We start from the raw sequence: 15,774 nt of genomic DNA, 5'->3' as shown, positions 1-15,774 counted from the left end.
TGGCGCTACTCCTGACTCACCGCCGTTTTTTTGCCCCGCCCAGCAACGACCCCATCAAACCGCGCACCAACTGACGGCCCAGCTGATTGGCGGCTTGTCGCACCGCGCTTTTCATGGCCTGCCCTGCCACGCCGCCCAGCCATTCGCCCGCCATGTCGCTGAAGCTATCCTGTTCCTTCGCGCTTTTTTCAGGCACTTGGCCGTCGTCAGGCGTCGCAATCTTGCGGGCGATCAACATTTCATAAGCGGACTCGCGATCCACAGGCTTGTCATAACGACCGACGAAGGGTGACTGAGCGATCAGGCTCGCCCGCTCGCCTGCGCTCAGCGGCCCGATGCGCGATTGGGGCGGTGCGACCAGCACCCGCTGGACCATGGCTGGCGTACCTTTGGCCTGCAAGGTGCCGACCAGCGCCTCACCAATGCCCAGTTCGGTCAGCACCGCCAAGGTATCGATATCGGGATTGGGCCTGAAGCCGTCGGCCACCGCGCGCAAGGACTTTTGCTCTTTGGCAGTAAACGCTCGCAAGCCGTGCTGGATACGCAGGCCCAGTTGCGCCAGCACATCATCCGGCAGGTCGCCCGGCGATTGCGTGACGAAGTACACGCCGACACCCTTGGAACGAATCAGCCGCACCACTTGCTCAAGTCGTTCCTGTAACGCCTTGGGCGTATCGGCAAACAGCAGATGCGCCTCATCGAAGAACAACGCCAACAACGGTTTATCGGCATCGCCGCGCTCCGGCAATTGCTCGAACAGTTCCGCCAGCAACCACAGCAGGAAGGTCGCGTAAACCTTCGGCGCTTCGTGCACCAGACGGCTGGCGTCGAGCAAATGAATACGCCCGCGCCCGTCGCGGGCCGGTTGCAGAATATCTTCGAGTTGCAGCGCAGGTTCGCCGAACAAGGCTTCGGCGCCTTGTTGCTCCAGAATGGCCAGACGCCGCTGCAAGGCCTGGCTCGACCCGGTGGTCAGCAGCGAGCTGTCTTCGCCGAGCAACTGCGGATTGTCGCGCAGATGATTGAGCAGCGCCTTGAGGTCTTTGATATCGAGCAGCAGCAGTCCTTCCTGGTCGGCCACTTTGAAAGCCGCGTACAACGCCGACTGCTGGCTGTCGGTCAGTTCCAGAAGACTGCCCAACAGTAGCGGCCCCATTTCCGTCAAGGTTGTGCGCAATGGATGACCGCTCTGACCGTGGATATCCCACAACGTGACGGGATAAGCCTGCGGCGTGTGATTCAACCAGGGCATGCCGGCGATTCGTTCGGCAATCTTGCCCTGCGGCTCTCCGGTTGCGCCCAAGCCGCAAAGATCGCCCTTTATGTCCGCGGCAAACACGGCAATGCCCGCATCACTAAAGGCTTCCGCCAGACGCTGCAACGTCACCGTTTTGCCAGTGCCGGTCGCGCCAGCTACCAGGCCATGTCGGTTCGCCAGTCGTATATCCTGGGTTACCGGTTGCCCATCGAGATTGGCGCCAATAACAAACTGCTGAGATTCGAGCATTTCGTCACCTGTCTTTAAACTTTATATCTGAGGGGTCGATAGGTTTGATAACACCCAAAGACCTGGAAATTTGTCGGATTTTTCTTAAAGGAGTGAGAGAAAGTATTGACCATTTTTCGTGGTACTCCCGACCAGGCAGTCGCCCGACACGCGTCTGGTACGGAATAAACCTTAGCGGACCTATCACGATATGAATAAAACTCTGAAATTCAGCCATAAAATTCTGCTTGCCGCTTCACTGATCGTGATTGCCGCCTTTGCCTCTTTCACTCTGTATAACGATTACCTGCAACGTAATGCCATTCGAGATGACCTGAATAATTATCTTCAGGAAATGGGCAACAGTACTGCCACCAATATTCAGAACTGGCTGTCCGGGCGCATCCTGCTGGTGGAAAACGTTGCCCAGACCATTGCCAACAATCCCGACCCCGCCACCGTCACCAGTCTGCTTGGTCAAAAGGCCCTGGCGTCGACATTCGACTTTGCGTATCTGGGCGATAGCGCTGGCAAGTTCATCAGCCTCCCGGCCAGTGAACTGCCAGCCGATTACGATCCCCGCACGCGCCCCTGGTATAAAGGCGCGTTGACCAATGGCAGCACCATGCTGACCGAACCCTACACCGATGCCTCGAACGGCGAATTGATCATCACGATCGCCACGCCGGTCACCAAGGCGGGGCAGACCATCGGCGTGGCCGGCGGCGACCTGAACCTGAATATCATCGTCAAGATCATCAACGCGCTGAACTTCGATGGCATGGGTTACGCGTTCCTGGTCAGTGCCGACGGCAAAGTCCTGGTCAACCCGGACAAAGCCAAGGTAATGAAGTCCCTGAAAGAGATTTATCCACAGGAAACGCCGCGCATCAGCAGCGACTGGAGCGAAGTGGAAGTTGACGGCAAGACCCGCATCTTCACCTTTGCGCCAATCAAGGGCCTGCCTTCGGTGAACTGGTACCTGGGCTTGAGCATCGATAAAGATAAAGCGTTCGCCATGCTCAGCCAGTTCCGCACTTCGGCCGTCATCGCCACAGTAATCGCGGTGGTGATTATTATTGCCTTGTTGGGCATGCTCATTCGCCTGCTGCTGCAACCCTTGCACGTCATGACCCGCGCCATGCAGGACATCGCCGACGGTGAAGGCGATTTAACCAAACGCCTGACCGTTCAGGCGCAGGACGAATTCGGCATCTTGGGCACCGCGTTCAATCGTTTCGTGGAGCGTATTCACAGCTCGATCCGCGAAGTGTCCTCGGCGACCCAACTGGTCAACGAAGTGGCGTTGAGAGTTGTCAGCGCTTCCAATTCATCGATGGTCAATTCCGACGAACAATCCAATCGCACCAACAGTGTCGCCGCAGCGATCAATCAATTGGGCGCGGCCGCTCAGGAAATTGCCCACAACGCAGCGCAGGCTTCGCAACAGGCAAGTGACGCGCGCACGCTGGCCGAAGAAGGTCAACGGGTAGTTGAGCAAAGCATCGAGTCGATGAACAAGTTGTCGTCGACGATCAGCACGTCGAGCGTGAATATCGAGGCGCTGAACAGCAAAACCGTAAATATCGGGCAAATCCTGGAAGTCATTACCAGTATTTCCCAGCAGACCAACTTGCTGGCGCTCAACGCGGCTATCGAAGCGGCACGGGCCGGGGAAGCCGGGCGTGGTTTTGCCGTGGTCGCTGACGAGGTGCGCAACCTGGCCTACCGGACGCAGGAATCGTCGCAACAAGTGCAGAAGATGATCGAGGAATTGCAGGTCGGCGCGCGAGATTCGGTGGCGACCATGGGCGAAAGCCAACGCCATAGCCAGGAGAGCGTGACCATTGCCAATCAGGCCGGCGAGCGACTGGGCAGCGTGACCCGACGCATCGGTGAGATCGATGGCATGAACCAGTCGGTGGCCGCCGCGACCGAAGAACAGACGTCGGTGGTCGAATCGATCAACGTCGATATCACCGAAATCAACACCCTTAATCAGGAAGGCGTCGAGAACCTGCAATCGACCCTGCGCGCCTGCTCGGACCTGGAACAACAGGCCGCTCGTCTGAAGCATCTGGTCGGCAGCTTCCGCATCTAATCCGACCAGCCCCCGCAGTTACTGCCGCGTCTACCCGAGGCGCGGCGCCCTTTCCTCAGGTTTGGCGCGTCTGTTGCTACGATGCCAGCCGCCACGTTGCGCCGAACAACTATTCTTGTCAGTGGTCAACGTTTAGGACGACGACACACTGGAGGAATGTTCACGTGCATATCGCTGACATGACCATGTTCTACGCCCCAGCCAGCGGTGGCGTTCGTACCTACCTTGACGCCAAGCATCGTCGTCTGGGCCTGCGGCCTGGCGTTCGGCACAGCCTGCTGGTGCCCGGCCCCGGTTTCAGTCACCGAGACGGCATCTATAAAGTACCCGCGCCAGCCCTGCCCTTCGGCAACGGCTACCGTTTTCCGTTGCGGGTGGCGCCTTGGCGAAATGTCCTACAAGCCTTGAAGCCGGATCTGATCGAAGTCGGCGACCCCTATCTCACTGCCTGGGCAGCACTGGACGCACGCCGTCAATTGGATGTGCCAGTGATCGGTTTCTATCATTCCGACCTGCCGCTGTTGGTGAGCAATCGCGTGGGCAGCTGGCTGGGTACCAACGTCGAAGCCTACGTCAGCAAGCTGTATGGCAATTTTGATCGGGTGCTGGCGCCCAGCAAAGTAATGGCCGACAAGCTCATTAGCCTGGGCGTCGAGAATGTCTACGTGCAGCCGCTCGGGGTGGATCTGGTCACGTTCAATCCAGGGTTGCGCGATCCCGCGCTCAAGGCCGAACTTGGCCTCAGCGAAGATACACGTCTGCTGATTTTTGCCGGACGTGGCTCCAAAGAGAAAAATCTGCCCGTGCTGCTCGACTGCATGAAGCGGCTGGGTGCGGGTTATCACCTGTTGCTGGTCGGATCGCACATGCCCACCCAGGTTCCGGATAACGTTTCGGTGATCGGCCATTTCTGCGCCGCCTCCGAAGTCGCGCGGTTGTTGGCCAGCGCTGACGCCCTCATTCATGCAGGTGATCAGGAAACCTTCGGCCTGGTCGTCCTCGAAGCCATGGCCAGCGGAATTCCCGTGGTGGCCGTGGCAGCCGGGGCATTCACCGAAATTCTGCCCCGGGAATGCGGCCTGCTCTGCCCACCCAACAATTCGCAGGCCATGGCCAGCGCGGTGCGTGAGTTGTTCGCCAGCAATCCTGAAGGCAAAGGTCAGGCGGCCCGGCACTACGTGAATGCGCGCTACAGCTGGGATATCGTCGTCAGCGGTTTGCTCGAACACTATCAAGCGGTGCTGGACTGCCGCACTCCGGCGCTCGCTCATGGTTGACTTCAATTCAAACGAACGCAGCGTGCTGGTGGTTCTACATGACGTAGCGCCAGAAACCTGGCCGGACTATCAGTCCTTTGTCGCAGCGGTGGACGCCATGGGCGCAATTCCCATGACCTGGCTGGTGGTGCCGGATTTCCACAAGCGTAACCCGATTGTTGATGACCTGAAGTTTCAGGACCTGCTGCAGCAACGACTGAGCCGGGGCGACGAATTGGCCTTGCACGGTTACTATCATTGCGACGACGGCCAGCTGGCGCGTACGCCACGGGACTATTTCATGCGGCGCATCTACACCTGGGAAGGCGAGTTTTATGCACTGGATCAAGCCCAGGCCTTGGGCCGAATCGAATCGGGCATCGAACTTTTCCAACGCCACGGCTGGCCGTTGCATGGGTTCGTCGCGCCGGCCTGGCTGATGAGTGACGGCACTCGCCGAGCGTTGTCTCAATTGCCGCTGGATTACACGAGCGACCCGCAACATCTGTATCGTCTACCAGACTTTTCCCGAATCGACGCACCGGGTATCGTCTGGAGCGCTCGCAGCCCCTGGCGACGCGGTCTCTCGAAACTCATCAGCGATCATCGCGAAGCGCACTTGCAGGATGCTTCGACGATTCGCCTGGGCCTGCACCCTGTGGACATGCGTCACAGCTATTCACGCGACTATTGGTTGCAACTATTGAAACGACTCATCGAAAGCGGCAGACAACCCATGACCAAAGCAAGCTGGTTGAGAAAACAGGCGCTAGTCCTGAGGTCGGCAGCGTGAAGCGAATCCTCTGGCTTGGCGCGGGTTTGCTGGTAGCAATCGTGATCCCCTTCGTGCTCGGCGGCGCAGACATGTTTCACCGCCTGGGCAGTTTTCCCTTCGCCCTGCTGCTGGGCATGTTCGGCATGATCATCGTGTGCTGGTGCCTGAACACGATGCGCCTGCGTTTGCTGTTGGGCGAAAGCAGCAGTGCTGTCAGCGTGCCGCGAAGCCTGGGCGTGGTGATGGCCGCCGAATTTGCCTATTGCGCCACACCCGGCGGCAGCGGCGGACCGTTGACCTTGATGGCGGTACTTTCGCGCAATGGCGTCGGCGCGGCGAAAAGCAGCGCGGTGTTTGCCACCGATCAGCTCAGCGACCTGCTGTTCTTCCTGCTGGCACTGGTGGGCATCATGTTTTACGCCGTATTTCATCACCTGGGCGAGCGCATGGAGTGGATGCTGACGGTCAGCGGCGTGCTGGTTGTCGGTGGTTTATGCCTGTGCGCGGGCTTCGGCCACTTTCATCGGCAGGTCATCAGATTCAACGGCCGATTGCTCAAGCGGCTCAATACCAAAGCCACCACCCGCCGACGATGGGCGCGCAAACTCCTGCATTTCCGGGATGCGCTGGCCGACACCCTGAAAATGCCGCGTAAACGGCTGGCGGGGGTTTTCCTGCTGACCTGCATGCATTGGGGGCTGCGCTACAGCGTGCTGTATCTGGCGTTGCGCGGACTTGGCGTGGATGTGGAATGGGCGTGGAGTTTTCTGATCCAGATGCTTTCCCTGAGCGCCGGACAATTCAGCCTGCTGCCAGGTGGCGCGGGCGCAGCCGAGTTGACCTCGGCGGCGTTGCTGGCGCCGATCGTGGGCAAGTCCACAGCAGCCGCCGCGATCCTGATCTGGCGCGCCGTGACCTATTACTTCTATCTGGTGGTGGGCGGCCCGATCTTCTTATTGATGGTTGGCCGACCGTTGCTGAACAAGCTGATGCGCCTTCGGGAAGCGTAACTCAGCTCTTCTTGTCCGCTTCATCCGAGGTTTTTTGCAGATCCTGCCAAAGTTCGGCCGCACCTTCGAACTCGGTGCCGTCTTCTGGCGACAACGCGTCCGGGTCGTAGCGGCTCAGGCATCCCTCGCCCAAAGTCGGGGGCGCTGTTGAAGTGGCTTTATCAAGAGGATCAGTCACGCGCTTCCACCTCGCTGTCACGTCATCGTCCGACTGCTGCCTGCCTGCCTGCCTGCCTGCATACAGCCAGCCAGCCGGACCGTTGGCGTACAGATTAGTCGAAGACGACTGTCTTGTTGTTGTGCACCAGCACGCGGTCTTCCAGGTGATAGCGCAGGCCACGGGCCAGAACCATTTTTTCCACATCGCGGCCGTAACGCACCATGTTTTCAATGCTGTCGCTGTGGCTGACGCGAACCACGTCCTGCTCAATGATTGGCCCGGCGTCCAGTTCTTCGGTTACATAGTGGCAAGTTGCACCGATCAACTTCACACCCCGCAGCGAGGCCTGATGGTAAGGCTTGGCGCCTACGAACGACGGCAGGAAGCTGTGGTGAATATTGATGACCTGATGTGCGTATTCGCGGCACAGCTGAGGCGGAAGGATCTGCATGTAACGCGCCAGGACTACGACATCGGCCTGATGATGAGCCACCAGACGCGAAACCTCGGCGAACGCCGGTTCCTTGTCGGCTGGATCAACCGGCACGTGGTAATAAGGAATGTGGTGCCACTCGACCATGCTGCGCAAATCCTGGTGATTGGAGATCACTGCGGATATTTCGCAATCGAGCTCATCGCTGTGCCAGCGGTGCAGCAAATCAGCCAGACAGTGCGACTCGCGGCTCGCCATCAGCACCACACGCTTCTTCTGCGCTGAATCGGTGATACGCCAATCCATCGAAAACTCTTCTGCGATTGGCGTGAACGCCTCGCGAAAAGCTTCCAGTTCAAACGGCAAGGTATCGGCACGAATCTCGTGACGCATGAAGAACCAGCCACTGAGATTGTCCGAGTGATGACTCGCTTCGGTGATCCAGCCGTTATAGGACGCCAGAAAGTTACTGACTTTGGCAACGATGCCGACACGGTCCGGGCAAGCTATCACCAGACGAAAAGTGCGCATTTGAAAAAACTCCAGAACTTCGCAAAGGTCGCCATTCTAGCGACTGTGCGGCAAAACTGCAGTATTCCTGTTGACCTGATTCGTGGCTTCGCTGCGCGTTCGCGTCCCATCAGCACCCGCCTTACTGAATCCAGCCGCCGGACATGATGCTCAGCTGATCATTCGCTGCTTTAACAGCGTTATAGCGAGCATCTTTACTGCGTCGGCAGCTTCCATCTAGTTTTATGACGCGGTAGGAACGTGTATATTTCTAAATAATTCAAATAAAACTTTTCTTTAATGTTTACTTGATCAAAGCGCGTGACTATTATTGCGTCACTGTCTCCCTGCCACCTGACAACATAAGGTATCCCTCATGTCCTTGATCAACGAATACCGCGCCACCGAAGAAGCCATCAAAGAACTGCAAGCCCGTTTGAAGAATTTGTCCCAAGACGACAAACTGCAAACCGAGCTGGAATTCGAAGGCAAACTGCGCACGCTGATGGGCGAATATCAAAAATCGCTGCGTGACATCATTGCTCTGCTGGATCCGGACGCCAAAGTTGGCAAGTCCCCACGCGGCGCAGCGGTAAAAACTACCGGCACCAAGCGTGCTCGCAAGGTCAAGCAATATAAAAACCCGCACAATGGCGAAGTCATTGAAACCAAAGGTGGCAACCACAAGACTCTGAAAGAGTGGAAAGCCAAGTGGGGCGGTGACGAGGTTGAGAGCTGGGCAACCCTGCTGGGCTAAGCCCGAAGCAGGTCGCCTTGTTTCGCGACCGTCCAAAAACGCCAGTCATCTGGCGTTTTTTATTGTCTGTAATAAAGTGTTTCGTTTTATCAAAGGTCCAGCCGTTGGCGTAAGTGCGCTACATAATCCTGCCATTGGCTCAATACCTCGAGCTGCTCGGGTGTGGCACTAAGGGTCAATTCGGCGAGTGACGTTGTAAAACCTTGTAAGGTATTAGGAGCCCCGTATTCCGTTGCCTTCAAGCGATCCTGACAAAATTTACGCCAGCGTTGTTGCTCCGCGATGCTCAGGGTGTGCGGGAAGTTACGGGCGCGGTAGCGGAATAACAACTCAGGCAACCGCAGGTCATCGAAAGGCCACGACTCGGCCGCCAACTGTTCAGGCTCGGCAGTGCGTACTTGTTCACAAAGCCTGCGATCACGATCACCAATAAAACCGTCATACAGTTGCTGCTCGGGATCCTGGCTGGTAGCAAAATCGTCACGCCCGTAAACCGCCTTGAGTTTTTCCTGCCAGACATCCTGCGTGTCTTGAAGCTCGCGGGCACGAGCGTGCAAAGCTGGCATATCCAGTTGTAAGCGCTGCTGATCTTCGGCACGCAGCACCTTTAAAGGTGCGACTACCGGGCAACGATTTATATGCAGCAATTTGAGCGGGACCGGCAGCTCGCCATCGGCCAGATCTTCGCGCCGGGTATATAACCGCTGACGCAATATTTCCGGGTCTTGCTCCAGTAGCGGCGAATGGTCCAGATGTAAATCGCAGACAATCAGGGCGTTACGATTCTGCGGATGCCACGCCAGCGGAATCACGATACCCAAGTAATGCCGGGCAGCGGAAAATCTTCCGGAAATGTGAACCAGTGGTTCCAGCAGGCGAATGTGTTCCTGGACTTTCTGCTTACTGCGCAACTGGAAAAGATAGTCATAAAGCCGAGGTTGTTTTTCCCGAATCAAGCGTGCCAGACCAATAGTGGCGCGCACATCGGATAACGCGTCATGGGCATGCCCGTGGTCAATGCCGTTGGCGGCAGTCAGACGCTCGAGTTTGAGCGTCACGCGGCCATCTTCCTCGGGCCAGACAATGCCGTCCGGACGCAATGCGTAAGCGGCACGCACCACATCAATAAGATCCCAGCGGCTGTTGCCGCCCTGCCATTCACGGGCGTAAGGATCGAAGAAGTTGCGATACAGGCTGTAGCGGGTTATTTCATCATCGAACCGCAAGGTGTTGTAACCCGCGCCGCAGGTACCGGGGGCCGACAGTTCGGCATGCACCCGAGTCATGAACTCGGCCTCTCCCAGGCCACTTTCAGCCAGTCGAGCCGGCGTGATTCCGGTAATCATGCAGGCCGCAGGGTGAGGCAGGATATCGTCGCTGGGCTGACAATAAAGATTGACCGGTGCCGCAATTTCATTGAGATCGGCATCCGTTCGGATACCCGCCACCTGAAGTGCGCGGTCATTGCGCGGATTGATACCGGTGGTTTCGTAGTCGTACCAGAATATGCTGGAGGTCACGGGCTGATCCTGAACTAAAGATCGGCAAAGTGTAGGACTTCCCATAGGCAAAATGCGAATTAGAGATAATTCGTTGCACATCGAAACCATTTCTTACAACCGCTGCTCTCAGAGTTCAGTTGCTTAGCATCCCTGCCGTGGCTAGTCTTGCTGGCTAGCTCGCGCCGAACTGGCAATAACTCCAGCATCACACTCAGGTGTCTCGTCCCCGACAATGCCAACCCCGCACGTTTTGCCAAGGAACGCACCGCCACCCGCGCCACTGGATACCCGCACCCGAATCGAAACCCCGGAAGGCATCGATTTGATCATGCGTCCTGCCGGCTTGGTACCGCGCGCTATCGCCTTTACCATCGACTTCGGCATCCGCGCCCTGGCCATGGCAATACTGTTCGTGCTGTTCAGCTTCTTCGACAAGTTCGGCATGGGCCTGAGCGCCATGGCGCTGTTTCTCGTCACCTGGTGGTACATGGTGCTGTTCGAAGTGCTGAATCAGGGACGCACGCCCGGCAAGCACTTCATGGGCCTGCGGGTCATTCATGATGACGGCACGCCCATCGGCTGGACCTCCTCGCTGATTCGCAACCTGCTGCGCTTCGTCGACATGCTGCCTTTCGGCTACAGCATCGGCGCCATAAGTTGCCTGCAACACCCGCAATTCAAGCGACTTGGCGATCTTGCCGCAGGAACGCTGGTGGTCTATCGCGACCTGCCGTTGCAACGCCCTGACCTGCCCTTCGCCGAACCGGTGATCGCGCCATTCGTGTTGAGCCTGGAAGAGCAGCGCGCGCTTCTCGGTTTCGCGGAACGACAGGCGGATCTGTCACCAGAGCGCGCCCGCGAACTGGCTTCGATCCTTGCCCAACCGCTGCATGTTCACCCCGAGCAGGCGGTGGTTCATCTCAACGGGATCGCACGCGGCCTGCTGGGTCCGACATGAAACAGAGCCTATTCGAAAGCCGTCACCAGCCTGACTGGCAGCTGTTTACCGAACAGCTGGACGCCCTTGAAAGGGGCAAAGCCGATGCGGCTACGAGCCGGAATTTCCCCAGCGATTATCGGCGCATCTGCCATCAACTCGCCCTCGCCCAGGAACGCGGCTACAGCAGCCACCTGATCGATCCGCTGCAGCAACTGGCCATGCGCGGCCATCAGCAACTTTATCGCCATCGCAGCGCTGTCGGCATGCAGGTTTTGAGTTTCATATTGGCCGGTTTTCCGCGTCTGGTGCGTGCCGAATGGCGATTCGTGTGGATTGCCGGGCTGCTGTTTTTCGGCAGCCTGATCGGCATGGGCCTGCTGGTGCATGGCTTTCCCGATCTGGTGTACAGCGTGATCGATGCCCAGCAGGTCACCGAAATGGAAAGCATGTACGACCCGACGGCACGGCGCATCGGTCAGGCACTGGAACGTGAATCCAGCGATGACTGGATGATGTTCGGCTACTACATCATGCATAACATCGGCATCGCCTTTCAGACCTATGCGACCGGGTTGCTGTTCGGGCTGGGCAGCCTGTTCTTCCTGTTTTTCAACGGCCTGATGATCGGCGCCGTTGCGGGGCATCTGACCGGCATCGGCTACGGCCAGACGTTCTGGTCGTTCGTTGTCGGCCATGGCGCCTTCGAGCTGACGGCCATTGCCCTGGCGGGCGCTGCGGGCTTGAAACTGGGCTGGTCACTACTGGCTCCCGGCCGCCTGACCCGCGGTGAAGCGCTGCGACTTGCGGCGCAAAAAAGCCTGCAGTTGGTCTACGGCGTGATTCTGTTTCTGCTGATCGCGGCATTCATAGAAGCTTATTGGTCGTCGATGGTCTGGCCCGGTCCGGCCGTTAAATACGCGGTCGGCGCGGCCCTTTGGGCGTTGGTGATCAGCTATCTGGTTTTCGCCGGACGAATTGCCCATGCGCCTGACTGACGCCAGCGTGGCGATTCGGCCACGCAATCCCTGGGAAGCCATCGATCTGGGCGTGCTGCTGGCTCAGGAACACCGCAGCCTGCTGATGGCCAGCTGGACCATTGTGACCCTGCCGGTTTTCACCCTGCTGAGTCTGGTGTTCTGGGACTATCCAACCCTGGCAATCGTGCTGTTCTGGTGGTTGAAGCCGGTCTTCGAACCCCTGCCTCTGTTGATCCTTTCCCAGGCATTGTTCGGCCCGGCACCGACCCTGAAAAGCGCTTTGAAGGCGTGGCTTCGCCTGCTGAAACCGCAACTGCTGACCAGCATTACATGGCGCAGATTCAGTCTCGCCCGCAGTTTCACCCTGCCCGTGCAACAACTGGAAAACCTGTCGGGTCCGCAGCGCAGTTTGCGTATTGGGCTGCTCAGCCAGAAAGACCTGCGCGCCGCACGCTGCCTGACCCTGGTGGGCAGTGCGCTGGAGCTGTGCCTGTGGATCGCAATGGGCATCCTGTTTTACGCGCTGATCCCGCAACAAATCGAAATCGATTGGAGCTGGCGGACCCTTGTGGATATCGAAGGCAGCTGGAATTGGCTGGAGCACCTGACCAACGCTTTTTATGCGCTGGTGCTGATTGTCTGGGGGCCGATCTACGTTGCCTGCGGCTTCACGCTTTATCTGAACCGCCGCACCGCCCTGGAAGCATGGGACATCGAGTTGGTCCTGCGTCGCCTGCGCCAGCGACTGATCGGCAGCGCCTATGTGCTGATCATCGGTGCCGGGGTAATCCTGACCACCCTGGCGCCCCCGGCATGGTCGGCGCAAGCGGATTTGAGCTGCCCGGTTCCACTCCAGGAAGAACACGCCTTTCGAAAAAATGAAGCCGGACCCAATACGGCGCGCCTGACCCACCAGCCATTGTCCAGCGACGCCGCGCGCCAGCAAATCAAGACGCTGCTGGAGCAGCCGCCGTTCAAGAACCCCAAAGCTGTCTCGGGTTGGCGATTTGCCGAAGAAAAGCCGGCACCCAACGCAACCAAAGCCGAGCACAAAACCAACCCGCCGCTCAAATGGCTGAGCTGGTTGTTCAATGCCGCCAGCGTTGCGTCCGAAATTATCAAAGTGCTGTTATGGGACGCTGTCATTGCCTTGATCGGTCTGGTGATCTGGCGCTATAGAAGCTGGTTCAGCACGCTGGTCAGCCGCCAGGCACCGAAGACGCGCGTGGTTCGCAGCGCTCCGCAGCAGATGTTCGGGCTCAAGGTCGGCGCTGAAAGCCTGCCCGACGATGTAGCGGGCAGCGCCGAAAAACTGTGGCCGAACCAGCCCCGCGAAGCGCTCGGCCTGCTGTATCGGGCGCTGCTCAGCCGCTTGCTCACTGATTATCGGCTGCCGTTGAAAAGCGCCGATACCGAAGGTGAAGTGCTGGAACATGTGGCACATCTGAATCAACAGCCGTTGCATGATTTCAGCCTCGACCTCACCCGGCACTGGCAGAACCTCGCTTACGGCCATCAGCTCCCACCCGCCCATGTCGGGCAGGAACTCTGCGACAGCTGGCGTCAGCTGTTCAAGACCGGGGTGCAACGATGAGCCGAAGCAGAACGCTACTGATCGCGCTGCTGGCGTTGCTGACCCTGGCGCTTGTTGGTCTGTACCTCGTCAAACACCTTGAGCGCTACGAAGAAACGGTCGACCAGGGTCCTTCCCCGGAAGTGCGCGCCAATCCTTACCTGGCTGCCGAAAATTTCCTGCGACAGCGCGCGATTCCGGTGCAGCTCAGCGACACACCCGGCAATCTGCCCGCTCAGGCTCAGCTGCCACAGACCCTGATGCTGCTCGACAGCCGGGAAAACATGACACCCGGTCAGGTCGACAAGCTGCTGCGCTGGGTCCGCAATGGAGGGCGGCTGCTGTTTGTTGCCGAACAACTGTGGAACGAGAAAAAAGGCCGCAGTGGCGACGCGTTGCTGGACCGCCTGCAAATCCATCAATTGCTGACCACGGAGCTGCACGAACAGGAACGGCAACAGGATGATGAGCGATTCAAACCGGTCATCCCGTTGCTCGCCCCGACCCACAAGGCGCCCGCCATACCCTGGCCCGAACTCACGCGTCTGTATGTCGAAAACGATGAAGCTCCGGCGTACATGAGTTTCGATACCAGCTTCCACCTTGAGGACCCACTGGATCAGGCGCAGTCCTGGGCCAACAGCGCCGCCGCCACACACATGCTGCAAATGGTCTATGGCGAAGGGCTGATTACTGTGGTCACCGATGCCGACCTGTGGAAAAACCGCGCCATCGCCAAATACGACAATGCCTGGCTGCTCTGGTATCTGACCCAGGGCAGCGAGGTCACCATGGTGTTGCGCACGCAGCACGACAATCTGTTCAGCCTGTTGCTGCGGCATTTCCCTCTGGCGCTGACCACACTGGCGCTGCTGATCGGCTTCGCGTTGTGGTATGCCGGCACACGTTATGGCCCACTGCAGGTTCCAGCGGGACGAGCGCGTCGACAGTTGACCGAACACTTGCGGGCCAGCGCCGATTTCCTTCGCCGTCGCAGCGGCCAGCAAGCGTTATTGCGAAGTTTGCAGCTGGATATCCTGCGCCGTGCAAGGCAACGTCATCCAGGCTTCGAAACGCTGGGAGTGGCCGATCAGTGGCAAGTGCTGTCGCGTCTCACCCGCCAACCGACCAGCGCCATCAGCCAGGCCTTGCGCCCACGGCCCGTGCAGCGAATGTCGAATGCTGATTTCACCCGTCAGGTGGCCCACCTGCAAATCCTCAGGAATGCCTTATGAGCGATCAACCGACCAACCCGTCGAACCACAGCGAACCTGTTGTCGATTTCACTCTTGATCCTGTGATCGAACCTGCGGCCGCCATCAGCAACCAGGCTCAGCAGCGACAGCGCGCCAGCCATCTCGCCCAATCCCTGCGCAATGAGCTACAAAAAGCCGTGATCGGCCAGAGTGCAGTCGTCGATGATGTATTGACCGCTTTGATTGGCGCAGGCCATGTGCTAATCGAAGGTGTGCCGGGACTAGGCAAGACCTTGCTGGTGCGCGCCCTGGCCCGCTGCATTGGCGCCGACTTCGCGCGCATCCAGTTCACCCCCGACCTGATGCCCAGCGATGTCACCGGCCATGCCGTGTACGACATGCAGACCGAGCAGTTCAAATTGCGCAAGGGACCGCTGTTCACAAACCTCTTGCTGGCCGACGAAATCAACCGGGCTCCGGCCAAGACCCAAGCCGCGCTGCTCGAAGCCATGCAGGAACGTCAGGTCACGCTCGAAGGTCGGGCGTTGCCCATCGCCCAGCCATTCATGGTGCTGGCGACCCAGAACCCGATCGAACAGGAAGGCACTTATCCACTGCCCGAAGCCGAGCTGGATCGCTTCATGCTCAAGCTGCGCATGGACTACCCCGATATCGCCGAAGAGCTGAACATGGTGCGCCAGGTTACCCGTTCGACCCGCGCCGACATGCTCGACGTGCAGCCACTGCGGGTGATCCTGCAGGCCAAGGAGGTTCAGGTCCTGCAACGTATCGCCAGCGAACTGCCACTGGATGAACAGGTGCTCGATTATGCCGTGCGTCTGGCGCGCGCCACTCGCACATGGCCCGGCCTGACGCTGGGCGCAGGTCCACGCGCTTCCATCGCACTGGTGCGCGGCGGTCGCGCCCGGGCTTTGCTGCGCGGCGGTGAGTTCGTGATTCCCGACGATATAAAAGGCTGCGCCCTGGCGGTATTACGTCACCGAGTGCGGCTGTCCCCAGACCTGGATATCGAAGGCCTTTCCGTGGATCAGGTGCTGCGGCAAATGCTCGATCAGGTCCCGGCGCCGCGCCTGTGAA

14 protein-coding genes and 1 pseudogene are annotated in these 15,774 nt (G+C 58.7%); 11 read left to right on the top strand and 4 right to left on the bottom strand.

Features of this window, described 5'->3' with window-relative positions:
* Nucleotides 1–16 precede the first annotated feature (16 nt).
* The gene (locus AFK24_RS17480; RefSeq protein ID WP_065834418.1) at nt 17–1,507 is read right to left on the bottom strand and encodes a helicase HerA-like domain-containing protein; all 1,491 of its coding nucleotides are present in this window, start codon (nt 1,505–1,507) and stop codon (nt 17–19) included.
* A gap of 190 nt (nt 1,508–1,697) precedes the next feature.
* On the opposite strand from AFK24_RS17480, the pseudogene AFK24_RS32105 reads away from it, so the two are divergent.
* The 5 genes and pseudogenes from AFK24_RS32105 to AFK24_RS17460 form a co-directional block, all read left to right on the top strand.
* Nucleotides 1,698–2,729: pseudogene (locus AFK24_RS32105) on the top strand (HAMP domain-containing protein); the annotation flags it as partial.
* Between the two features lie 93 nt (nt 2,730–2,822).
* A complete protein-coding gene (locus tag AFK24_RS32100; RefSeq protein WP_430962167.1) occupies nt 2,823–3,587 on the top strand; it encodes a methyl-accepting chemotaxis protein in 765 nt (254 codons plus the stop codon).
* Nucleotides 3,588–3,772: 185 nt separating this feature from the next.
* A complete protein-coding gene (locus AFK24_RS17470; protein ID WP_065834600.1) occupies nt 3,773–4,864 on the top strand; it encodes a glycosyltransferase family 4 protein in 1,092 nt (363 codons plus the stop codon).
* The gene (locus AFK24_RS17465) at nt 4,857–5,636 is read left to right on the top strand and encodes a DUF2334 domain-containing protein (protein WP_065834416.1); all 780 of its coding nucleotides are present in this window, start codon (nt 4,857–4,859) and stop codon (nt 5,634–5,636) included. The genes AFK24_RS17470 and AFK24_RS17465 overlap by 8 nt, the downstream gene beginning before the upstream one ends.
* Nucleotides 5,633–6,628: a lysylphosphatidylglycerol synthase transmembrane domain-containing protein gene (locus tag AFK24_RS17460; RefSeq protein ID WP_065834415.1), complete on the top strand. Its 996-nt coding sequence runs from the start codon at nt 5,633–5,635 to the stop codon at nt 6,626–6,628. Before AFK24_RS17465 ends, AFK24_RS17460 begins: the two co-directional genes overlap by 4 nt.
* A 1-nt stretch (nt 6,629) precedes the next feature.
* Here AFK24_RS17460 and AFK24_RS31215 read toward each other — a convergent pair whose 3' ends face one another.
* Both AFK24_RS31215 and purU read right to left on the bottom strand, forming a co-directional pair.
* Nucleotides 6,630–6,806 (bottom strand): hypothetical protein, encoded by a 177-nt coding sequence (locus tag AFK24_RS31215; protein WP_170826351.1) that lies wholly within the window; start codon nt 6,804–6,806, stop codon nt 6,630–6,632.
* A 94-nt stretch (nt 6,807–6,900) separates the two neighbouring features.
* On the bottom strand, nt 6,901–7,752 hold the full coding sequence (gene purU, locus AFK24_RS17455; RefSeq protein WP_065834414.1) for a formyltetrahydrofolate deformylase: 852 nt from the start codon (nt 7,750–7,752) through the stop codon (nt 6,901–6,903).
* Nucleotides 7,753–8,107: 355 nt separating this feature from the next.
* On the opposite strand from purU, the gene mvaT reads away from it, so the two are divergent.
* Nucleotides 8,108–8,488, top strand: a complete 381-nt coding sequence (mvaT, locus tag AFK24_RS17450; protein ID WP_020293038.1) for a histone-like nucleoid-structuring protein MvaT — start codon at nt 8,108–8,110, stop codon at nt 8,486–8,488.
* A gap of 89 nt (nt 8,489–8,577) precedes the next feature.
* Here mvaT and sbcB read toward each other — a convergent pair whose 3' ends face one another.
* The gene (gene sbcB / locus AFK24_RS17445) at nt 8,578–10,008 is read right to left on the bottom strand and encodes an exodeoxyribonuclease I (RefSeq protein WP_080482198.1); all 1,431 of its coding nucleotides are present in this window, start codon (nt 10,006–10,008) and stop codon (nt 8,578–8,580) included.
* A 214-nt stretch (nt 10,009–10,222) separates the two neighbouring features.
* On the opposite strand from sbcB, the gene AFK24_RS17440 reads away from it, so the two are divergent.
* The 5 genes from AFK24_RS17440 to AFK24_RS17420 are packed head-to-tail and all read left to right on the top strand — an operon-like array spanning nt 10,223 to nt 15,773.
* The gene (locus AFK24_RS17440; RefSeq protein WP_065834412.1) at nt 10,223–10,948 is read left to right on the top strand and encodes an RDD family protein; all 726 of its coding nucleotides are present in this window, start codon (nt 10,223–10,225) and stop codon (nt 10,946–10,948) included.
* Nucleotides 10,945–11,925, top strand: a complete 981-nt coding sequence (locus tag AFK24_RS17435; RefSeq protein WP_065834411.1) for a stage II sporulation protein M — start codon at nt 10,945–10,947, stop codon at nt 11,923–11,925. The genes AFK24_RS17440 and AFK24_RS17435 overlap by 4 nt, the downstream gene beginning before the upstream one ends.
* Nucleotides 11,912–13,501, top strand: coding sequence for a DUF4129 domain-containing protein (locus tag AFK24_RS17430; protein ID WP_065834410.1), 1,590 nt, complete (start codon nt 11,912–11,914; stop codon nt 13,499–13,501). Before AFK24_RS17435 ends, AFK24_RS17430 begins: the two co-directional genes overlap by 14 nt.
* Entirely contained in the window at nt 13,498–14,715 is a 1,218-nt protein-coding gene (locus AFK24_RS17425) for a DUF4350 domain-containing protein (RefSeq protein WP_065834409.1), read from the top strand. Before AFK24_RS17430 ends, AFK24_RS17425 begins: the two co-directional genes overlap by 4 nt.
* Nucleotides 14,712–15,773: an AAA family ATPase gene (locus AFK24_RS17420; RefSeq protein ID WP_065834408.1), complete on the top strand. Its 1,062-nt coding sequence runs from the start codon at nt 14,712–14,714 to the stop codon at nt 15,771–15,773. The genes AFK24_RS17425 and AFK24_RS17420 overlap by 4 nt, the downstream gene beginning before the upstream one ends.
* Nucleotide 15,774 lies beyond the last annotated feature (1 nt).

Origin of the sequence: Pseudomonas syringae (assembly GCF_001698815.1) — a bacterium.
Lineage (GTDB): Bacteria > Pseudomonadota > Gammaproteobacteria > Pseudomonadales > Pseudomonadaceae > Aquipseudomonas > Aquipseudomonas syringae_A.
This window is presented reverse-complemented; position numbering and strand designations above follow the sequence as displayed.